This is a genomic window from Paucibacter sp. PLA-PC-4 (assembly GCF_026241155.1).
Classification (GTDB): domain Bacteria; phylum Pseudomonadota; class Gammaproteobacteria; order Burkholderiales; family Burkholderiaceae_C; genus Roseateles_E.
Genome location: NZ_JAPFGP010000007.1, coordinates 194,619 through 214,838, shown reverse-complemented (window position 1 = coordinate 214,838; position 20,220 = coordinate 194,619). Strand labels below are relative to the sequence as shown.

The window sequence follows — 20,220 nt, the reverse complement described above, 5'->3', positions numbered from 1 at the left end:
CACCAGCTCGTGCTGCACCGCCAGCAACCCGCCGGCGACGCTGAGTTGACGACAATGAGGTCCGCCGCCCGACGAGGACCTCTTGCCGCCGCTCAACCACCTTCCGGCCGTCGCCGGACTTCTCCGCTTCGCCGCCAGCATCGCGCTGCTGCTGGCCTGGCCGGCTCACGCCCTGGACCCGACCTTGAGTCTGGGGCAGTTGCATCACAGCGCCTGGCGCGGCGTTGACGGCGCGCCGACCCATGTGCTGGCGCTGGCCCAGACCGAGGATGGCTATCTTTGGCTGGGCACCGGCGGCGGCCTGTTCCGCTTCGACGGTGTGCGTTTCGAAGCCATCCGCGAGGTCCATGGGCAGCGCCTGCCGACCGGCAGCATCTCGGCGCTGCAGGCGATCTCGGGCGGGAGGCTGCTGATCGGCCACCGCCACGGCGGCCTGAGCGTACTGGGTCCGCAAGGCATCGTGCACCACCGCGAGAGCGATGGCCTGCCGGCCGGCAATGCCTGGGCATTCGCCGAGGACGGCGACGGCGCGCTCTGGGCCGCCTTCACCGGTGGACTGGCCCGGCTCGACGGCGCGCGCTGGCAGCGCTTTACGCTGGATGGCGAAGCCGTGCCGCAGCGCAGCCTGTTGGTCGATCCGCAGGGTAGCGTCTGGGTCACGGCCAAGACCGGCGCCTTTGTGAGGCCGCGCGGCGCGGCCGACTTCCAGCGCGTAGATGCCGAACTGCCGGCCTATCCGCTGCTGTCGCTGGCGCCAGACGGCCGGGTCTGGGCTGCGGACTTCAAGCGCCGGCGCATCGGCGCGCTGGTGCGCGACGGCGACAGATTCCGCTCGGTACCGGAGCACGAGCGCCTGCCCTTTCCGGCCGATGGCGAGCGTCATTGGTTCGACGCCGATGGCGGCCTGTGGATACGCAGCAATGCCGGCGTGCGGCGCGTTGTGCGCCCGCAAGCCGGCGAGCCGAGCATGCAGACCTTTGGCATCGCCCAGGGGCTGAGCGGTGAGTTCCAAGCCTGGCTGCAGGATCGCGAGGGCAACGTCTGGATCGGCACCGCTGGCGGCCTGGACCGTTTCCGTGTCGGCCATGTGCGGCGCGTCGCGCTGGGCGCGCAGGACGGCGGTGTCGGCGTCGCGCCGGCCGAACACGGCCGCGTCTGGGCCACGACCGATGCCGGCGGGCTATTCCTTGTCGGTGGAGGCCATGGCGACGAGGTCAAGGCCGTGCCCAGCATTGGGCCCCACGCCTCACACCTGCATCGAGACCGACTCGGCCGTGTCTGGATCGGCTCGCGCAGCGCGATGTGGATGCTGGATTCCCAAGGCCGCGCGCTGCCAGTGGCGCGCCCCGACGCCGCTGAAGACGAGCCGCCGCTGACCTTTGCGCCTGTGCATGCTATGGCGCTGGACCGCAGCGGTGCGCTTTGGGCCTCGCTTGTCGTCAAGGGCACCTTCCGACGTATTGACGAGCACTGGCAACCGGTGCCGCCGGCCCAGGGAAACCGCATCATGTCGATGGGTAACGATGCCCAGGGCCGGCTATGGTTGGGGTTTATCAACCGCGGCGCGATGCGTGTGGACGGCGATGGCAGCGATGGGCCGCTGGCCTTCGGTCCGCATAACGGCCTGGACATCGGAGCCGTGATGGCGATCACCGCGCGCGGCACGCGGGTGTGGCTGGGCGGCCAGCGCGGTCTGGCCCTGTACGACGGCCGGACAATGCGTACGTTGCGCTTGCGTGGACAGGAAGAGCTCAGCGTGGTGTCCGGCATCATCGAGACTGCCGCCGGCCAGCTCTGGATCAACGCCGCCAACGGCCTGACCCGCATTTCTGCGACCGACTGGCAGCGCGCCTTGATCGACCCCGCACACCGGGTGCAGGCCGAGCGCTTTGATGCCTACGACGGGCTGCTGGGAAGCGCCAGCCAGGTGCGGCCCCTGCCCTCGCTGGTCGAGGCCGACGACGGCCGGCTGTGGCTGGCCCTGCCCAGCGGATTGTTCGTTATCGATCCGGCCCGGCTGCGGCGAAATCCGCTGCCACCGCCGGTGCTGATCCAGGCCCTAATCGCCAACGGCCAGCGGCATGCGCCAGACCGCCTGCCAGACCTGCCGGTAGGCCGCACCGATCTGCGCATCGAATACACCGCAACCAGCCTGAGCAGCCCGCAGCGCGTGCGCTTTCGCTACAAACTCGAGGGCTATGACAGCGACTGGCAGGAGGCCGATGGCCGTCGCGAGGCGGTCTACACCCGCGTCGGCCCGGGCCGCTATGTTTTCCGCGTGATCGCCGCCAACAATGACGGGGTCTGGAACGAGCAAGGTGCCAGCCTCGTCTTGCACGTGCCGCCGGCCTTCTGGCAGACGTCTTGGTTCGCGCTGGCCGGCGTGGCCCTGGCGCTTTTGGCCGCCACCGCGCTGTACCGCTGGCGCATCCGGCGGCTCTCGGCACGTTTGCGCGAGCGCCTGGTCGTGCGCTTGCACGAGCGCGAACGCATCGCCCGCGAACTTCACGACACCTTGCTGCAAGGAGTCACCGGACTGACCCTGCATGTCGAGGCCGCAGCCCAGCAGGTGCCGCCGGGCACGCCGCTGCGCGAGGAGCTGGAGCGCGCGCTGATCCGGGCCCAGCAGGCCCTGGTCGAGGGCCGCGACCGCGTCAGCGAGCTGCGCGGCACGCAGCTTTCGCTGCCGGACGCGCTGGTCCAGGCCTGTCGCCAACTGGCCGAGGCCTTTCCAGGCCCCGAGTGCCACTTCACGCTCGACGGGCTGCCGCGCGCGGTCCATGCGCTGGTTGCCGACGAGGTGGAATGCATCGCCCGCGAAGCCATCTCGAATGCCCTGCGCCATGCCGACTCACGGCATATCGCGGTGCATTTGAGCTTCGGCAACGCGCTGCTGACGCTGACTGTGCGCGATGACGGTCACGGCTTCACTCCCAACGAACGGCCCGGGCACTTTGGGCTCGCAGGCATGCGGGAGCGGGCGCGCTGCATCGGCGCACAGCTGGATATCCAGTCCGATGCCAGCGGTACCGCGCTGCGGCTGGCGGTGCGGGCCGACACGGCTTACGCGCAGCTCACACCGGCCGCGCCAGCAGGCTGAATTCGATCACCAGTTCGTCCTGCACCGCCAGCAGCCCGCCGGCGACGCTGAAGGGCTGCAGTCCCAGATCGCTGTGCCGCAGCACGAATGCACCGTCGATGCGCAGGCTGCCACCCTGCTCGCTCAGCGTCAGAGGCAGGCTCAGCGCATGGCGGCGCCCAGCCAGCGCGATCTCGATGCGGGCCGCCAGCTTCGGTGGCTCGCCGGCCAGGCTCAGCAGGCGCAGCCCGAGCTCGGGGTGGCGCGCGGCATCCAAACCGCGATCACCGAGCATATTGGCGCGAGTGGCGGCCACCGCCTCGGCGCTTAGCGGGCTGGCAAAGCCGCCGCCGGTGGCGGCACGCAGCGCCGGATCGTCGAGCTGCAAGTCCGCCAGGCGCAGGCTCAACTCGAAGCGGGCTTCGGCCAGCGTGTCGGGCCAGAGCAGCCAGGCCTCGAAGCGCGGCGTTGCCAGCACATGGTTGTGACCCAGCCGCGCGGCGCGGCCGGCACGAAACACATAGATGCGCACGGCCGAGTCGGCCGCCTCGATGCGGTAGAGCCGCCCGCCCTGCTCGGCCCGCAGCGAGGCAAAGCGCACGTCCAGATGCTGGGCCTCTGGTGCGAGCTCGGCCAGTGGCGCGAGCTCCGCAGGCGGCACTGCACAGCCGGCCAGCAACAGTCCGATCAAGAGCGCAGCCCGCCGCGCCGGGGCCAGAAGATCAAGCGACATAGGGAAAACGGTGAGTCCCGATGTCGGCATTTTGACAGTCGGTCGGCAGCGTGCTGCACTAGCATCCAGCCATTAGATAACAGGAGACATTGCCATGGCCGCCAGCCCTTTTCGCCCCGCGCTTGATCTGATGGTGCAGTACGCCCGCTACCACCGCGACCGCCGCAACATCGCCACGCACTTCGTGGGCATCCCGCTGATCGTGTTCGCGATCGGCATCCTGCTGGCGCGCGCGCAGTTCCAGCTAGGCGATGTCCAGCTCAGCGCGGCCTGGCTGCTGTGGGCGGTGAGCACCGCCTGGTATCTGAGCCGTGGCAGTCTGGTGCTGGGCGCAGCCACCGCCCTGGTGAATGCGCTGCTGATGGCGCTGGCTGAGCCACTGGCCATGGGTTCGACCGCCTCCTGGCTGGGCTGGGGTCTCGGCATGTTTGTGCTGGGCTGGATCATTCAGTTCGTCGGCCACTACTACGAGGGCAAGAAGCCCGCCTTCGTGGACGACCTGGTGGGCCTGCTGGTCGGGCCCATGTTCGTTGTCGGCGAGGCCTTGTTCATGCTGGGCTGGGGCCGCTCGATGCTGGCCGAGATCGAACGCCAGGCCGGCCCGACCCATTTGCGGGATCTGGCTCAGCCCGCCGCCTGAACTCGACAAGACCTCGATCGCGCCGCGACTACCAGCGGCAGCCCTTGTTTCTGGCCGCATCAGCAGCTAGCGGCAGTGCTGCGAGCAAACCCATCTCCTGGTAGGCCTGGCGGCAGTCGGACTTTGCGGCCTTCTCGATGCTCTCGCTGAGCTTGGACTTGAGCTCGGGAGGGTGCGGCACCAGCGGCAGCACGCCGCGCGAGCCCCGGCTCGAGACCTCGCCGCCGCGCGTGAGTGGCAGGTTCAAGTTCAGCCGCGGTGCGTTCGGTGGGGTCGAAGCCGGCGTGGCCACATCATGGCCGAGGCGGGCACCGGCATCGGGGCTGCCGGCGGGCGGCGCCGTCGCCGCTGGTGTGGCGGACGGCGCCGAAGGGGTGCGAGGGCCGGGGTCAGGTGTTGAGGGTGCGACCGTGACCGGCTGGGCGGCAGGAGCCGGCAAGCGTTCTGGCTGGTGCACGGCCGGGGCGCTCGGTGCGGCCGGCAGATCCGGAGCCTCCAATCGCGAGCTGGGGCTCAGCTGAGGCAAGGCCTGGGCCGGGAAAGATGGACTCGGCTCCGGCAGCGCCGGCAGCACGGCCGGGGGTAAGGGCGGCGCTTCGAAAGCCGGCAGGGCCGGCAGCGCCTCGGGGGCTGCCACCGCGGCGCCGCTGACGCTGGGCGCAAGCTCGGCGGCGCGGGGCCGGGCGCGCAAGGCCGGTAAGGCAGGCAAGGTCTCAGGCTCCGCTTGCAGGGCCGGTGCCTGGCCCACCGCGGCGCTGGGTATCGGGCGGACCAGCGGGGTCGGCTCGGGCAGTGCCAGCGGCACGGTCGGTGCGGCGGGTGCCGGCTCCGGCGTTGCCAGGGAGGGTGCATCCAGAGGCTGCAGCGCCGATGGCGCTGCCGAGGGCTCGGCCGTGTGCTGCTGCCACTGGCCGCGCCGAGCCGCTCCGGGCTCGGCTTCGGCGGGCGCTGCGGCGGCTCGCACGGCGCCACCGTAGCGCCGCTGCCGGGCCTCGCCGGTCGGGCCGCTATGCTGCTCAGGCGGGGCCGGCAGGTCAGCCCCCGGTCCGGGGCGCGGCGCGTTCAGCGCATCGCTGCGCAGCGTGATGTTCAGCGTCCCCCAGACCCCCTCGCCGCGCCGGGCCGTGCCGCCTGGCGTGTTGCCAAGCACTAGCACCAGCAGGATGTGCAGCAAAACCGCCAGCAGCAGGCATTGCTCCATGCGCGATGGCGCAAGCGGCTGCAACGCGAACGCTGTGGACGCGGCGCCGGCGGTCTGGAGTGAGGGCAGGAGGCGGCTCATGAGGGTGGGCCGCAGTGTGCCGGGACGGGCAGGCAACGTCCACTGCGGCGGCACAACAGCGCCACTCAATCCCAGATCGTCATGGCGGCGTCGACGCCGCCCTTTCTCGATGGTCCCTGGGCACGGCGCGTCGGCGTGCCCAGCGCGATCCAGCCCAGCAAGGTCTCGCCCGGCTCGCAGAAGGCGGCCGCGATCTGCGGATCGCGCACCTTGGCACCAGACAGCATCTTGCCACCGTAACCCAGCAAGTGGGCCGCTGCGAGGAACTGCGCCAGCGCGCCACCCACCGCTGCCCATTGCTCGTGGGCAGGCACCTGCGGGTGGCCGAGATCGATGCGGGCCAGCACGACTACCGTGACCGGCGGCCGCAGCGCGCGCTCGGCGTCCAGCCGGGCGCCGGCCTCGTCCTTGCCGGCGGCCCGGGCCGCAGCGGCAAACAGCTCGGCCATGCGCTGGCGCGCGGCGCCGCGCACGATCTTGAAGCGCCAAGGCAGTAGCTCGCCATGGTCCGGCGCACGCAGGGCGGCCTGCACCATCAGGCTCAGCTCATCCTCGCTGGGGCCGGGCTCCACCAAATGCTTGGGGCCAACTGAGTAGCGCGACAGCAGGGCTTGCAGAGCCAGAGCCTGGGGCTCTTCGTGGCCGCTCATGCCGGTGCCAGCTCCTTGGCGCTGATCGCGTACCTGAAACTGTCGGGCGCCAGCTCGTCGAAGCGGCCGCTGGCGTTCTCGCCCTGCGGGTACATCAGAAAGGGCAGGCTGGCCTTACCGGCGCTACCGGGCAGCCTCAGGTCGTGCGCCGTGTTGTAGGCCACCCAGTTGCCCTCCCAGCCGCCGAACAGCCCTTGGTTGACCGGCGCCACCAGCGGATGCGCTGGATCCTTGATCCACTCCTGGGTCTCCTGGCGCATCACCTTCAGCACATCGGCAGGGTCCATCGCGACCCAGCCGTACTGCTTCAGAAAAACCTCGGCCCGGCAATGCTGGGCACCCTTGAGCCCGGTTGGGTTGGCGCCCAGCTCGCGGTAGCCAAATGCAGAGGGCACCAGGCGCAGGCCATAGACATCGCGTGCAGGCACGCCCACCGCGCGGCACAGGCCGACAAAGACCGCGTTCAGGTCGGCACATTTGCCACCCAGATTGCCGGTCTCCAGCATGGTGCGCACATCGCCGGTGCCGCAGCCGCGCACCTTGGGTTCGCGGTGGGCATTGGCCAACAGCCAGCTGTAGATCGCCCGGGTCTTGTCGAGGTCGGTGCTGGCACCCTGAGTAGCGGTTAAGGCGGTCTTGCGCACAATGCCATCGACCGGGATCAGCTCGGTCGGCGCCAGGTTGGCACGCAGCACCGCTGGGTCTTCGCTGGCACGGATCGGTTTGCTCCAGTCGACTGCGCGACTGCGCGTCTGCAGCCGGCTGACCAGTTGCAGGGTCGGTGCCTTCACGCTCGCAGGAAACTCGGCATAGAGCATGCGCACGCCACGCGGCGCATCGGCCACCACGCGCATCTCACTGGCGTTGCCGCTCCAGCTGTGGCCCAAGCTGCGCTGGTAGTCAGTCTCGACATCGGGCAGCGGCAGCCACAGCCGCGTCACGCCCTGCTGGTCGGCCACCGCGATGTCCATCGTCATCTCAAAGCCGCGCCAAGGGCCGGCCTGGGGTTCAAAACGGTGCGGCACGTGAGTTTGTGACAGTGCGGGCAGCGGCAGCACGGCGGCACTTGCGGCTTGGATCAGCTGGCGGCGGGACAGAGTCATGTCGGGTTCCTGCAAAGGCATGGGTCAGAGTAACGGGGCGATCCATTGGCGGGCCTGGGCGCCGGTCCAATCGAGTTCCCCAATGACGGAAAAGGCGGCGCGGCCGTCTCGGGCGATCAGCACGCTGGTCGGAAAGATGCGCACGCCGAAGCTGCGGCTGGTGGCACCGTCGGCATCGCGCGCAATCGGCAGGCTGATAGGCATGGCCTGCAAAAAGCGGCGGATCGCGGCATCGGTTTCGCGGTGATTGACGGCCAGCACCAGCAAGCCATCCGCCTCATGGCGTTGGGCCAGCAATTCCAGCGAGGGCATCTCGGCACGGCAGGGCTCGCACCAGCTGGCCCAGAAGTTCAGCAGCACCGGCCGCCCCTTGACCTCTGCCAGGCTCCTGGCGGGGCTCTCGAAGCCAGGCAGTGTCAAGGGTGGCGTGGCCTGGCCCTTGGGCCATGGGCGACGCAGTGCCTCGGCCACAGCAGCAAAGGGCAGCGTGGTAGCGGCGGCCAGGGTCAATAGATCACGGCGTTTCATCTGGGGGCTAGGGATACGAAGCAGGCCATTGTCTCAGCAGCATTGCATTCAGAGCATTCAACTGGTGCTGGCTGAAGACCTGCACGCCATGGCTGCGCAGCAGCGCGGCAGTGAGCCCTTGGCCGTCGATCAGACGTCCGGCGAAGCTGCCGTCGTAGACCCGGGTCGAACCGCAGGACGGGCTGCGCTCGGTCAGCACCGCATGGCGGCAGCCCATGCGCCGAGCCAAGACCAGCGCGGCCTGGGCGCCCCGCTCGAAGGCCTCGCTGCAGTCCTCGCCGGCGGCGGTCAGCACCCGGGCCCCGCCCGACTGCCGGACAATCTCGGCCGGCGGCCGCGGCGTCGGCAGGCCGCCGGCCACCTCGGGGCAGATCGGCACCAGCCAGCCGCGCGCCTGCCATTGCACCAGCAGACCATGCTCGATGGACAGTCCGCGCCCGTCATAGCGCACCGGCTCGCCCAGCAGACAAGCACTGATCAAAATACGAGGAGGTGGCTCGGTCATGATGAGGGCAGGGGCAAAAACAAAACGGGACCAGCCTCTCGACCGGTCCCGCTTGCTTTTCTGGTGGGCCCTGAGTGACTCGAACACTCGACCTACGGATTAAGAGTCCGCTGCTCTACCAACTGAGCTAAGAGCCCTGAAATTTGTATTGCCTGTTACTACTTTGTCATTGCTTGTTTGGTGGGCCCTGAGTGACTCGAACACTCGACCTACGGATTAAGAGTCCGCTGCTCTACCAACTGAGCTAAGAGCCCCCGAAACTGCAATAACGGTCAACCGGTGATGGTGGGTTGTGCGGGACTCGAACCTGCGACCATCGGATTAAAAGTCCGGTGCTCTACCAACTGAGCTAACAACCCAACAATCTAGTTGTTCTGCCCTTCAGCAGAGCCTCACATTATAGGCGGCGCCAAACGCTTGGCGCAAGAGGTTTCCAAAAAATGTTTCAGCAATTCGGCAGCTGCAGCCATGCCGAAACTGGCCGTGACCGCGACGCTGGAACCGTAGCCGTGGCAGTTCAGGCTGCTGTCGCTCTGCGCATCGATGGCGCAGCCGGCGTCGGCCGGGCGCAGTACCGCTTCGCGCGAGAACACACAGGCCACCCCCATCTTGCCGGCCTTCGGCGCGGCGTGAAATTTGCGAAGGCGCTGGCGAAGCGATGCCAGCAACGGATCATGCGTGACAAGGCCCAAATCGTCGACCTGCAACGCATGCGGCTGGCGCTTGCCGCCGGCCGCGCCCACCGTGACGAAGGCCCTTCCCTGCTCGCGCGCCCAGGCCGCCAGCGCCGCCTTGGCACGCACTTGGTCGCAAGCGTCGATCAAGCCATCAATCTGAACATCGCCGAGCAGGGCCGGCCAGTTCTGCTCATCGACGAACTCCTCGATCACCGTGACCTCGCAGCCGGGGTGGATGTCGACAATACGCTGGCGCAAAGCCTCGGCCTTGGCCATGCCGACAGTCGATCCGAGCGCCTGCACCTGGCGGTTGATATTGGACTCGGCCACCTGGTCCAAGTCGATTAGCACAAGACCTGACACCCCCGTGCGCGCCAGCGCCTCGACGGCCCAGGACCCCACGCCCCCGAGGCCGACCACGGCCAGCCGTGCGCCGCGCAGGCGCAGATAGTCGGCGTCGCCATACAAGCGGCGCAGGCCGCCGAAGCGGCGCTCCAGATCGGCATCCAGATCGGCAACATCAGGCAGGCTCATCCGAGGCGCCACATCTGATAGCGCAGCGCCAGCACCGCACCGGCGATGATGGCGGCCAGCGCGATGAAGCTGCCCAGGCTCAGGGTCGAAACACCCGACAGGCCTTGGCCAATCGTGCAGCCCAGCGCGACCACGCCGCCCACGCCCATCAGCAGCGCGCCGACGATATGGTTGCTGGTGTCCTCAACGCCACGGAAGGCCTCCCAGCGGAAACTGCGCGTCGCCAGTGCGTAGACGCCGGAGCCTGCAACCACGCCCACCGTGCTGACGATGGCGATGGTCAGCAGCTTGCTGGTATCGCTGAAGAACATCAGCCAGTCCAAGGTGTAGGCCATCGGAGAGACAAAGCTCAGCGCTTCCATGCGCGCGCCGCTGGTGCTTCGCACGAACACCTCTTCCAGCGTGTTCGGATCTTCGGCTACATGGCCCAGCACGCCCGACACCCACCAGATGCCGACGATCACTGCGCCGCTGCCCAGGCCGCCCAGTAGCACATCGGCAGTGCGGCCCTCGGCACGCATCAGCGCCCAGACCAGTAAGCCGCCGCCGATCACGAGGCCCAGCATCAGCGCCAGTTGTTGCTTAGCAAAGCCCAGGCTGGGCGCCAGCAGCGACGGCAAGTCCTGACCACCGGCCAGCGTGATGGCGACGCTGTCGACCGTGGCCACGCGCAGCACCGCCGTGATGCCCTTGAGCGTCGCAAACGCGGCCACGCCCATCACCACGAACACCACCAGGGACTTCAGATTGCCAGCGCCTATGCGTACCAGGGTCTTGCTGCCGCAGCCCGAGGCCAGCACCATACCGAAGCCGAACATCAGGCCGCCCACGACGTTCGACAGCCACAGCAGGCGCGGCGCCGCGTAAATCGTCTTGCCGGCATCGATCCAGCCGAGGAAGACCATGGTGTTGAACCCCAGCATGGCCACCGCGATCGCCAGCACCCACATGCGCATGCGCGCCCAATCGCCCATATTGACGATGTCGGCTACCGCTCCCATCGTGCAGAAATGGGTGCGCTGGGCCAGCGCGCCAAAGACGAAAGCCAGGCCGAAGGCGGCCCACAGCACCTGCTGGCCCAGGGCGTTGATGTCGAGTTCTTGCATGGGGCGGGATTCTAGGCGGCAATGAAAAAGCCCCACGGGCCGAAACCGGTGGGGCCAGGTCTTTCAGGCGCGAGGCTGCTATTTCAGGGACGCCAATCGCTCCTTGGCCGCCTGAGCGGCCTCGGTGCCCGGATAGGCCTTCAAGAGGTCTTCCAGGCTGCGTCGCGCGCCCTTCACCTCCTTGAGCTCGATCTGGCAGTTAGCCATGGCCAGCATGGCTTCAGCCGCGCGCGGATGGGCTGGATTCGCGGCCACGAAGGCCTTGAATGTCGCAATCGCTTCCTTGTAGTCGCGTTTGCCGTAAAGCGCATTGCCGAGCCAAAAGCGCGCCGAGTCACCATAGCCGCTGGACGGGAAGCGACGCTGGAAGGCCGCCAGCGCCGTGGCGGCTTCGGCGAAGTCACCGCGGCGCACCAGCGCCATCGCGGCCTCGTACTGCGTTTTCTCGTCTGGGCCGGCCTGGAACTCACGACCGTCCAGCACCACCTTCTGAGGCTCCAGCGGGCGCAGACGAGTCTCCAGCGACTGCGACTGGTCGGCCAGCTTGCGCTGGGTCTCGGCCAAGTCGCGTGCCAACTGCTCGTTCTGGCCGCGCAGCTTGGCGACCTCGCTGCGCAAGGCCTCGATCTGGGCATTGAGATCCAGCAGGCTGCGGCGCAGCGGCGCGATCTGCTCCTGCGCCTGCTGCTCGGAGGCCTTGCGTTGCGCCTCCTCGCTTTGCTGTAGCCGCGTGCGCAGCTCCAAAATGGCCTTGCGTGCCTCGTCGTCCTCGAACAGCGCGAAGGCCGGCTGGCTGCACAAGCCCAGGGCCGCCAGCGCCAGCGCGCCGAGGCCGGATCTCAGTGCCCTCATCTCACTTGTCCTTCAGCTCGACGCGACGGTTCTTGGCCCAGGCGGCCTCGTCGCTGCCTTGCACGGCCGGGCGCTCCTTGCCGAAGCTGACCGGCTCCACTCGTGCTGCCGGCACACCCAGCAGACCCAGCGACTTGGCCACGGCCTCGGCGCGCTTTTGACCCAGGGCCAGGTTGTACTCGCTGCCGCCGCGCTCGTCGGTATGGCCTTCCAGACGCAAGGCCACCTTGGTGTCGACATTCATGCGCTTGGCATGGCCGTCGATGACGTTCTGGAAGTCGGACTTGACGACAAAGCTGTCGTAGTCGAAATAGACCACGCGCAGGCTGGACACCGCAGCGGCAGCCTGGGCCGCCAAGTCGACGGTAGCGACCTTGGACTCCGAGGTCGGCGCGGTGTTGGCGCCGGTATTGCCCGACGGTGCGGCCGTCACCGGGCGGGATTCGACCGGCGCGGGCTCGTCCAGCTTGGTGGAGCTGCAGCCCACCAGGGCGGCGGCGGCCAGAACGGAAAAGGCCAGCTTGTTCATCATCATCACTATCACTCCTAAGGAAATCGCCTTGCCCTCGCAAAGCGGCATGAAATTCAATCGTTGCCTTTAGCGCCCGAATGGGCCCCAGGTCGGCTCGCGCACATCGGCCGCAGTCGACACCAGCTTGGCCTTGATGCGACCGTCCAACGTCGTCGTCATCAGCACATCCTTGCCGCCGACGCGGGTCGCGTAGACCAGCAGACGCCCGTTCGGCGCGAAGCTGGGACTCTCGTCGTCGCTGGTGTCACTGATCTGTTGCACCGCGCCGCTGGCCAGATCCATCACGCTGAGGCGGAACGCGCCGCCGCTGCGGGTGATGTAGGCCAGGGTCTTGCCGTCCGGGCTGATGGCCGGGCTGATGTTGTAGCTGCCGTTGAAGCTGACACGCACGGGCGCGCCACCGGCCACCGGCATGCGGTAGATCTGCGGGCTGCCACCACGGTCGCTGACGAAGAACAGGGTCTGGCCGTCGGGTGCAAACACCGGCTCAGTGTCGATGGCCGAGCTCTGCGTCAGCCGGCGCAGACCCGAGCCATTGCGGTTCATCATGAAGAGCTGGGAGCCGCCCTCGCGCGACAGAGTCAACGCCAGTTGCTGGCCGTCAGGCGAGAAGGCCGGTGCACTATTGCTGCCGCGGAAATCGGCCAGCACGCGACGCCGGCCAGTCGACAGGTCCTGCACCCAGACCACCGCCTTGCGGCTCTCGAAGGAAACATAGGCCAGCTCGCGGCCGTCGGGCGACCAGGTCGGCGAAATGATCGGATCGGGGCTGCCCAGGGCCACCTGGCCGCCCTCGCCGTCGGCATCGGTGATGCGCAGCGAGTAGCGACCGCCGGCCTTGGTCACATAAGCCATGCGGGTCGCGAACACGCCGCGCTCGCCGGTCAGCTTCTGGTAGATCGAATCGGCGATGCGGTGCGCGGCCAGACGCACATCGTCGGGTGCCACCGCATGGGCCTCGCCGCCGAGGTCCTGGCCCTTGACCACGTCCCAGAGCTTGTGGCGCACATCGAAGCGTCCATCGGCCAGCCGTGTCACCGAGCCGGCGGCCAGCGCATCAGCCTGGCGGCCACGCCATTCGGACCATTCGGGAGCCGAGTTCTCGGTGGGTCCCGCCAGCGCCTCGATCAGGCGGAACTGGCCGCTGCGCTCCAGATCGCCACGAATGATGGCCGACACCGGCTGGCCGCTGCGCGCCTCATCGCGGAACTCGGGAATGGCAATCGGCATCCGCGTCGCGCCTACGCCGGCAATCTCCACCCGAAATTGGGCCAAGGCCGGCAGGCTGAGTGCGGCGGCCGAGCCCAGCAGGCTGCGGCGCATCAGATCGATAGTGGGACGGGATAGCTTGTTTGCGGACATTCGACTCGCTGAGCATGAGCGCCCACGACGGACGCTGCCATTCAATGCAGGGCCGTATTTTGCCTGAGCCGGCTGAATGCCCGCTCAGGCCGCTGGCTATCATGCTGCAAACAGTAACAAAAGGCCCCCATGAGCGAGACAAACTCCCTGCCCCCGTGCCGCTACCCCACCCCGGACCTCGACGATCTCGGCACCCTTCCCGACGACGTGCGCCAGCGCATTCTGGAGGTGCAGGACAAAGCAGGCTTCGTCCCGAATGTCTTTCTCGCGCTGGCACGCCGCCCCGACGAGTTCCGCGCCTTCTTGGCGTATCACGATGCGCTGCTACTGCGCGAGTCGGGCCTGAGCAAGGGTGAGCGCGAGATGATCATCGTTGCCACCAGCGGCGCCAACCAATGCCTGTACTGCGTAGTCGCGCACGGCGCCATCTTGCGCGTCTACGAGAAGGCGCCGCGCCTGGCTGACCAGTTGGCGACCAACTATCGCAAGGCCGATATCACGCCGCGCCAGCGCGCGATGCTGGACTTCGCGCTCAAGGTCTGCCTGCACTCGGCCGAAGTCGACGAGAACGACTACAGCACCCTGCACGCCCATGGCTTCGACGACGAGGACATCTGGGACATCACATCGATCACCGCGCTGTTCGGATTGTCCAACCGCCTGGCCAACGCCGTCTCCCTGCGGCCCAATGACGAGTTCTACCTGCTGGGCCGCCTGCCCCGCCCCGCCAAATCCTGAGACTCGGTCATTAGCTGAACTTATGACCCTCGGTGTAAACACGATGAACAGCGGGCGCAGCAATCCATAGCATGGGGGCTCTTCGTCAGCCCCCAACAAGGATTTCAGCATGCGTCTCTCGACCCTCACCGTCCTGACCCTGCTCGGCGCCTGCGGCGCAGCCCTAGCACAAACGCCGGCCACCTTGGACAAAATCAAGGCCAGCGGCAGCATGACTGTGGCCTACCGGGAATCGTCGATCCCGTTCTCCTACCTCGGCGGCGAAGGCCAGCCGGTCGGATTCGGCTGGGAGATCTGCGGCAAGATCGTCGAGCAGGTGAAGAAGGCGACCGGCCGCGCCGATCTGAAGGTCGCTACCCAGGCTGTGACCTCGCAAAACCGCATCCCGCTGCTACAAAACGGCACGATCGACATCGAGTGCGGCTCCACCACCAACAACAGCGAGCGCGCCAAGCAGGTGGCCTTCGCGACCAACTACTTCTACACCGGCACACGGCTGCTGGTGAGGACCGGCTCGCCGATCAAGAGCACGGCCGATCTAAAGGGCAAGAAGGTCGTCTCGACAACCGGCACGACCAACTACCAAGTGCTGCGCAAGCTCAATGCCGAGCGGAACCTCGGCTTCGAGCTGATCGCCGCCAAGGACCATGCCGAATCGGCCCTCTTGGTTCAGCAGCAGCGGGCTGATGCCTTCGGCATGGACGACATCCTGCTCTACGGCCTGCGCGCCAGCGCACAGAACCCGGCCGAGCTGGCCGTGGTCGGCGAGGCCCTGCAGGTCGAGCCGTACGCGATCATGCTGCGCCGCGACGACCCGGCATTCAAGAAGCTGGTCGACGACACCTTGGCCGGCCTGATGAAGAGCGGCGAGTTCGAGGCGCTCTACAAGAAGTGGTTCCAGTCTCCGATCCCGCCCAAGGGCATCAATCTGAACGCGCCGATGAGCCAGGAATTGCAGGACAACCTGAAGGCCTTGTCGGACAAGCCGGCGATCTGAGAGTCCCGATGCTTGCAGCAGTTGTAGATACCGATGTGGTGGGTGTGCTGGGCGGCATGGGGCCGCTGGCCTCGCTGGACTTCATGCACAAGATGCTGGCGGCCACGCCGGCCGCGCGCGACCAGGAGCATGTGCCGGTGGTGCTGAGCTCAATCCCCCAGGTGCCGGACCGCACCGAGGCCTTCCGCGGCGAGGGCGACTCGCCGCTGGCGGCCATGCTGGCCAGCGGCCGGCGCCTGCGCGATGCCGGCGCCGGCCTGGTCGTGATGCCCTGCAACACCGCCCATCTGTGGTTCGACGAGCTGCAGGCCGCGCTGGGCCTGCCGATGCTGCATCTGGTCGATGCGGCGCTGGAAGACGCGGTGGCCAGCGCCGGCGCCGGCGCACGCATCGGCCTGTTGGCCACTGATGCGACCCTGGCCTCGGGCCTGTACCTGAACCGCCCGGCCTCGAAGCAGGTGCAATGGCTGCTACCCACGGCTAGCGAAATGCTGGACTGGGTGATGCCGGGCATCCAGGCGGTCAAGGCCGGACATTTGGATGACGCATCCGAGCTGCTGCTGCGCGCGGCGGCGGCGCTGCAGCGCCGGGGTGCTGCGGCCCTGGTGCTCGGCTGCACCGAAATCCCCCTGGTATTGACCACCGGGAATGCGCCGGTGCCGGTGATTGACGCGACGGCCGCGCTTGCGCGACGCGCGGTCAGCTGGTCCTTGAGCCAGCGTCCGTCACTTCACGAAACGCCGCAATAAAGTCCGCCACCGGCTGCGGCGAGCGCTGGCCCTGCGGCAGCAGCGCCCGCACCTCAACCGGCACCTCGGGCAGCAAGGCCCGCACATGCAGCGTGTCGCTGCGGCTGGCTTGGGCAGTGAAGGAGTCGATGATGGCCGGGCCGAAGCCCTGCTCGGCCAGCACCATTGCGATATGGTGGGTCTGCACCGTGATGCCGGCCTGCGGCGCCATCTCCAGCCGCGCCCATTGATCAGCCAGCATCGCGCCCAGCGGATCACGCTCGTCGATGCGTATCAACGGCACGCGCAGGACCTCCTCCATCGTCACGGTCGCTCGCTTGTCCGCGCCGGCCCCGCCGACCCGCGAGACACAGACCAGGCGGCCGGTGGCCACCAGCTCCTCGTGCACGGCCGCATGGCCCGGGCTGCCGTAGACGATGCCCACATCACCCTCCTGCAGCGCGATCGCGCGGGCGATCTCGTTGGAGTGCAAGCTGCGTATGGACACCGGCATGTCCGGGTAACGAGTCCGGAAACGCTGCAAGGCATCGGGCAGGGCCCGCACCGCCAGCGAAGGCACGATCAGCACGCGCAGCTCGCTATCAGCCCCGCTGCCCAGCGCTACCGCCAGCCGCCGCACCGACTCCAACTGCGACATCAGGCGCTGCACCTCGGGGTACAGGGCCTGGGCCTCGCGGGTCGGTACCAGACGCTGGCGCTGGCGACTGAACAGCACGTAGCCCAGCTGCTGCTCGGCATGCTGCAGCGCCTGCGTGACAGCCGGCTGGGTCACATGCAGCAGCCGCGCGGCACCGCTGACCGTGCCGGTCAGCATCACCGCGTTGAATACCTCGATCGCCTTCAGTCGCATCGACACGGTCTCACAGCTTGCCCTCTGCCCACACGGCGAACTCGTCAAGCTCTGCGAGTCGCCGCTGTGCTTCGTCCAGCGTGGTACTCCGCGCCCCGTAGTTCACCTCAACCTTGGGACCGAGCAGCTTGCGCAAGAACTTACCCTGCTTGTCGGGCAGACTGTCGCCCAAGATTTCGCGCAGCAGGCGGGGCGCGTTCTGGTGGCCCTGTTTGTTGACGATGCCCCTCGCATGGGCGGAGATCGCGTCCCCATAGGCGGTCGCTGCCGCGACCATCGGTGTGACCGCGTCGTTGTAGCGCTTGCTCTGTGCCAGCACGACCTGGCTGCGGGCCGACTCGTGGAACTCGCGAGCCTGCAACAAGCGCGCGCTCGAGTGCCCGCCGTCAACCGTCTTGCGCGGCCCTTGGCCCGTCATGCGGCCACTTTCAGCAAGCGCCGCCGGACCTGCGCCGGTGCGGCGCCCTTGAGGACGCGGCTGTCTCGCACGACGTTCATCCACCAGGGGTCATCTTCAGGCAGCGCAGCCAGCTCCTTGGCCGTCAGCGCGGTGAGCGAGATGCGGATCTGCTGCTCATCTTCCAGCGGCATCAAGGCCTCGCGGACCTGCTCAGCCACAGCCGCAGAACGAACCAGGAGCGCAACATCCACGTCGCTGGCGGGAGAATCTTCGCCGCGCGCCACACTGCCATAGAGCCATGCCGCACTGATGGCAACGCCATGATGCTCAAGAAGCTCGCGAATCGAGGTCAAAAGCCCCTCCCATCGAGTTTGCTCCTGCTGGAACAGTGCGGTCAGCGACGCTGACAGCGGGTGGCTGGCGTTCAGCTCATAGAGCTGCGTCCGCCCCGAGCCATGGACCTTGGCCAAGCGCTGGCGGGCCAGCGCGTCGAGAACCCCTCTGGCGCCCTGGGGTGTAAGCCCGGCCATCGCCGCCAGTTGCGGCGCCGACTGCAGAGCCCGGTCTGCCACCAGCGCGCGCAAGACGCGCACATTGCCGGCGCTGCCGAGCAGGCCGGTCAAGGGGTACCGGAGGTAGCTCTGGGTCTGCGACGCGGCGGGCATGAGGGAATCATATTAATTTCCATAGAGAAAATCAATTTTCCCTATGAATCCTTGTTATCCCCCCTACAACAGCACGATGTCATAGTGCTCGGTCTGGTTGGCCGGCTCTGCGGTCAACGAGATGGGCTTGCCGATGAAGTCCGACAGGCCGGCCAGATGCTGACTCTCCTCGTCCAGCAGCATCTCGACCACATTGGCGGCGGCGACCACGCGGAACTCCTTGGGCGAGAACTGGCGCGCCTCGCGCAGGATCTCGCGCATGATGTCGTAGCAGACGCTGCGCGCGGTCTTGATCTGGCCGCGGCCCTCGCAGGTCGGGCAGGGTTCACACAACATGCGGGCCAGCGATTCGCGGGTGCGCTTGCGCGTCATCTCGACCAAGCCCAGCTGGGTGAAGCCACCCACTGTGACCTTGGTGCGATCCTTGCTGAGCTGCTTGCGGAACTCGCTGAGCACCGCACTTTTGTGCTCCTCGCGCGTCATGTCGATGAAGTCGACGATGATGATGCCGCCCAGATTGCGCAGGCGCAGCTGGCGCGCGATCGCGCCGGCCGCCTCCAGATTGGTCTTGAAGATGGTGTCGTCGAAATTTCGCGCGCCAACGAAACCACCGGTGTTGACGTCCACCGTGGTCATCGCCTCGGTCTGGTCGACGATCAGATAGCCACCCGACTTCAGATCGACCCGGCGCGCCAGCGCGCGCACCAGCTCGGCGTCGATATTGTTCAGATCGAAGATTGGCCGCTCGCCGCGGTAATGCTCCAGCTTGGCAGTCGCCGCCGGCATGTAGAGCTCGCCGAAAGCATGCAGCACCTCGTACTGCATCTTCGAATCGATGCGGATCGAGCCGGTACGCTCGCTAACGAGGTCGCGCAGTACCCGCTCGACCAGGCTCAGGTCCTGATGCAGCAAGGTGCCAGGCGGCGAGCGGTGCGCGCGCTCGCGTATCAGAGCCCAGGTCTTGCGCAGATAGGCGATGTCAGTGGCCAGCTCTTGGTCCGAGGCGTCTTCGGCGTTCGTGCGCAGAATGAAGCCGCCGCCACCGCTGCCGCCGCCGTTATCGGCCGGCGTGCCGACCAGGGCCTGCATGCGCGCTCGCAAAGCCTCACGCGCCTCGGGCGAGCCGATCTTCTGCGAGATGCCAATATGGTCGTCTTGCGGCAGATGGACCAGCATGCGGCCGGCAATGCTGATCTGGGTCGACAGCCGCGCGCCCTTGGTGCCGATCGGATCCTTGATCACCTGCACGGTCAAGGCCTGACCCTCGAACACCAGGCGCTCGATCGGCACCGCCGTGCCCGCCTCGGCATGATGGCTGCGCGGGCTGACGCCGGCGACATGCAGATCAGCCACATGCAAGAAGGCCGCCCGCTCCAGGCCGATGTCGATGAAGGCCGATTGCATGCCCGGCAGCACCCGAGCGACCTTGCCCGAGTAGACATTGCCCACCAGGCCGCGCTCCAGCGTGCGTTCGATGTGCAACTCCTGCACCGAGCCGTTTTCGACCACAGCCACCCGGGTCTCCTGCGGAGACCAGTTGATCAGAATATCTTCCATAGCTTGTGTCTCCATAACCGGGATTCTCTGTCCCCGGTCAAGCACTGTCGGCAGGCGCGCGGCCTGTCGACAAGACTCAGTCCTCAGAGCTCGAAACCGGCGCCGCGCAAGAGCTGGGCGGTCTCGAACAAGGGCAGGCCCATGATGCCTGAATATGAACCGTCGATGTGTTCGATCCATCCGGCGATCTGACTCTGGATCGCATAGGCCCCAGCCTTGCCCATCGGCTCGCCGCTGGCCACATAGCGCCGCAGCTGGGCGTCGGGCACGTCGGCAAAACGCACGTGGGAAACACTGACACTCAGCGCCTGCCGACCCTCGCCCCAGGCCAGCGCCACCGCAGTCAGCACGCGGTGCGTGTGGCCGGACAAGCGCTTGAGCATGGCCAGCGCCATCTCGGCGTCGGCCGGCTTGCCGAGGATGGCCGTGCCCAGCGCCACGGTGGTGTCCGAGCACAGGATGGGTGCTGCGGGCAGGCCGCGTGCCGCGCGCCGCAGCACCGCCGCATTGAGCTTGTTCTGCGTCGCGCGCCGTACGTAGGCCTCGGGCAGCTCGCCGGCCTGTTCGGCCTCCAGCGCCTCAGCATCCTCGTCGGCGCCAGGCAGCAGCAGCTCATGGGCCACGCCCAGCTGATCGAGCAACTGTCGGCGGCGCGGACTTTGCGAAGCGAGATAAATCATC

General features: G+C 67.5%; 21 protein-coding genes and 3 tRNA genes. 5 read left to right on the top strand and 19 right to left on the bottom strand.

Annotation, left to right across the window (positions count from 1 at the left end; translation table 11 throughout):
* Window positions 1–82: 82 nt before the first annotated feature.
* The gene (locus OOZ63_RS13090) at window positions 83–3,100 is read left to right on the top strand and encodes a sensor histidine kinase (RefSeq protein ID WP_266005934.1); all 3,018 of its coding nucleotides are present in this window, start codon (window positions 83–85) and stop codon (window positions 3,098–3,100) included.
* Here the strand turns inward: OOZ63_RS13090 and OOZ63_RS13085 are convergent.
* Window positions 3,075–3,812, bottom strand: coding sequence for a hypothetical protein (locus tag OOZ63_RS13085; RefSeq protein WP_266005933.1), 738 nt, complete (start codon window positions 3,810–3,812; stop codon window positions 3,075–3,077). The two genes, OOZ63_RS13090 and OOZ63_RS13085, sit on opposite strands and share 26 nt — an antisense overlap.
* Before the next feature lie 94 nt (window positions 3,813–3,906).
* Between OOZ63_RS13085 and OOZ63_RS13080 the strand changes: the two genes are divergently transcribed.
* A complete protein-coding gene (locus OOZ63_RS13080) occupies window positions 3,907–4,452 on the top strand; it encodes a DUF962 domain-containing protein (RefSeq protein ID WP_266005932.1) in 546 nt (181 codons plus the stop codon).
* A gap of 28 nt (window positions 4,453–4,480) precedes the next feature.
* On the opposite strand, the gene OOZ63_RS13075 is transcribed toward OOZ63_RS13080, so the two are convergent.
* The 13 genes from OOZ63_RS13075 to tolB all read right to left on the bottom strand — a co-directional run bounded on the left by OOZ63_RS13075 (window position 4,481) and on the right by tolB (window position 13,583).
* Window positions 4,481–5,734, bottom strand: coding sequence for a hypothetical protein (locus OOZ63_RS13075; RefSeq protein WP_266005931.1), 1,254 nt, complete (start codon window positions 5,732–5,734; stop codon window positions 4,481–4,483).
* 65 nt (window positions 5,735–5,799) lie between these two features.
* Window positions 5,800–6,384: a nitroreductase gene (locus OOZ63_RS13070; protein WP_266005930.1), complete on the bottom strand. Its 585-nt coding sequence runs from the start codon at window positions 6,382–6,384 to the stop codon at window positions 5,800–5,802.
* Window positions 6,381–7,487: a transglutaminase-like domain-containing protein gene (locus tag OOZ63_RS13065; protein ID WP_266005929.1), complete on the bottom strand. Its 1,107-nt coding sequence runs from the start codon at window positions 7,485–7,487 to the stop codon at window positions 6,381–6,383. The genes OOZ63_RS13070 and OOZ63_RS13065 overlap by 4 nt, the downstream gene beginning before the upstream one ends.
* Window positions 7,488–7,511: 24 nt before the next feature.
* Entirely contained in the window at window positions 7,512–8,015 is a 504-nt protein-coding gene (locus tag OOZ63_RS13060) for a TlpA family protein disulfide reductase (protein ID WP_266005928.1), read from the bottom strand.
* Between the two features lie 7 nt (window positions 8,016–8,022).
* Window positions 8,023–8,520, bottom strand: coding sequence for a DUF523 domain-containing protein (locus tag OOZ63_RS13055; protein ID WP_266005927.1), 498 nt, complete (start codon window positions 8,518–8,520; stop codon window positions 8,023–8,025).
* A gap of 61 nt (window positions 8,521–8,581) precedes the next feature.
* A tRNA-Lys gene (locus OOZ63_RS13050) sits at window positions 8,582–8,657 on the bottom strand.
* A gap of 41 nt (window positions 8,658–8,698) precedes the next feature.
* Window positions 8,699–8,774: transfer RNA gene (locus OOZ63_RS13045), tRNA-Lys, on the bottom strand.
* Between the two features lie 29 nt (window positions 8,775–8,803).
* A tRNA-Lys gene (locus tag OOZ63_RS13040) sits at window positions 8,804–8,879 on the bottom strand.
* 33 nt (window positions 8,880–8,912) lie between these two features.
* The gene (locus OOZ63_RS13035) at window positions 8,913–9,731 is read right to left on the bottom strand and encodes a tRNA threonylcarbamoyladenosine dehydratase (protein WP_266005925.1); all 819 of its coding nucleotides are present in this window, start codon (window positions 9,729–9,731) and stop codon (window positions 8,913–8,915) included.
* Window positions 9,728–10,837 carry a YeeE/YedE family protein gene (locus OOZ63_RS13030; protein WP_266005923.1) on the bottom strand — a complete coding sequence of 370 codons (1,110 nt, stop codon included), beginning with the start codon at window positions 10,835–10,837 and terminating at the stop codon, window positions 9,728–9,730. Before OOZ63_RS13030 ends, OOZ63_RS13035 begins: the two co-directional genes overlap by 4 nt.
* 78 nt (window positions 10,838–10,915) lie before the next feature.
* On the bottom strand, window positions 10,916–11,689 hold the full coding sequence (ybgF, locus tag OOZ63_RS13025) for a tol-pal system protein YbgF (protein ID WP_266005921.1): 774 nt from the start codon (window positions 11,687–11,689) through the stop codon (window positions 10,916–10,918).
* 1 nt (window position 11,690) lies between these two features.
* The gene (gene pal, locus OOZ63_RS13020; protein WP_323055746.1) at window positions 11,691–12,224 is read right to left on the bottom strand and encodes a peptidoglycan-associated lipoprotein Pal; all 534 of its coding nucleotides are present in this window, start codon (window positions 12,222–12,224) and stop codon (window positions 11,691–11,693) included.
* 63 nt (window positions 12,225–12,287) lie between these two features.
* Window positions 12,288–13,583 carry a Tol-Pal system beta propeller repeat protein TolB gene (tolB, locus tag OOZ63_RS13015; protein ID WP_266005920.1) on the bottom strand — a complete coding sequence of 432 codons (1,296 nt, stop codon included), beginning with the start codon at window positions 13,581–13,583 and terminating at the stop codon, window positions 12,288–12,290.
* Window positions 13,584–13,712: 129 nt separating this feature from the next.
* Here tolB and OOZ63_RS13010 point away from each other — a divergent pair, with 129 nt between their 5' ends.
* From OOZ63_RS13010 to OOZ63_RS13000, 3 genes are all read left to right on the top strand, one after another.
* Window positions 13,713–14,321 (top strand): peroxidase-related enzyme, encoded by a 609-nt coding sequence (locus OOZ63_RS13010; protein WP_266005919.1) that lies wholly within the window; start codon window positions 13,713–13,715, stop codon window positions 14,319–14,321.
* 109 nt (window positions 14,322–14,430) lie between these two features.
* Complete coding sequence (locus OOZ63_RS13005; RefSeq protein ID WP_266005918.1) at window positions 14,431–15,318, top strand: amino acid ABC transporter substrate-binding protein; 888 nt, start codon at window positions 14,431–14,433, stop codon at window positions 15,316–15,318.
* Window positions 15,319–15,326: 8 nt separating this feature from the next.
* On the top strand, window positions 15,327–16,067 hold the full coding sequence (locus tag OOZ63_RS13000) for an aspartate/glutamate racemase family protein (RefSeq protein WP_266005917.1): 741 nt from the start codon (window positions 15,327–15,329) through the stop codon (window positions 16,065–16,067).
* Here OOZ63_RS13000 and OOZ63_RS12995 read toward each other — a convergent pair.
* The 5 genes from OOZ63_RS12995 to OOZ63_RS12975 all read right to left on the bottom strand — a co-directional run bounded on the left by OOZ63_RS12995 (window position 16,018) and on the right by OOZ63_RS12975 (window position 20,219).
* Complete coding sequence (locus OOZ63_RS12995; protein WP_266006055.1) at window positions 16,018–16,917, bottom strand: LysR family transcriptional regulator; 900 nt, start codon at window positions 16,915–16,917, stop codon at window positions 16,018–16,020. The genes OOZ63_RS13000 and OOZ63_RS12995 overlap by 50 nt on opposite strands.
* A gap of 10 nt (window positions 16,918–16,927) precedes the next feature.
* Entirely contained in the window at window positions 16,928–17,335 is a 408-nt protein-coding gene (locus OOZ63_RS12990; RefSeq protein WP_266005916.1) for a hypothetical protein, read from the bottom strand.
* On the bottom strand, window positions 17,332–17,982 hold the full coding sequence (locus tag OOZ63_RS12985) for a nucleotidyltransferase domain-containing protein (RefSeq protein ID WP_266005913.1): 651 nt from the start codon (window positions 17,980–17,982) through the stop codon (window positions 17,332–17,334). Before OOZ63_RS12985 ends, OOZ63_RS12990 begins: the two co-directional genes overlap by 4 nt.
* 63 nt (window positions 17,983–18,045) lie before the next feature.
* A complete protein-coding gene (gene rng, locus OOZ63_RS12980; RefSeq protein WP_266005912.1) occupies window positions 18,046–19,539 on the bottom strand; it encodes a ribonuclease G in 1,494 nt (497 codons plus the stop codon).
* Window positions 19,540–19,622: 83 nt separating this feature from the next.
* Complete coding sequence (locus OOZ63_RS12975; protein WP_266005911.1) at window positions 19,623–20,219, bottom strand: Maf family protein; 597 nt, start codon at window positions 20,217–20,219, stop codon at window positions 19,623–19,625.
* Between the last annotated feature and the right edge of the window lies 1 nt (window position 20,220).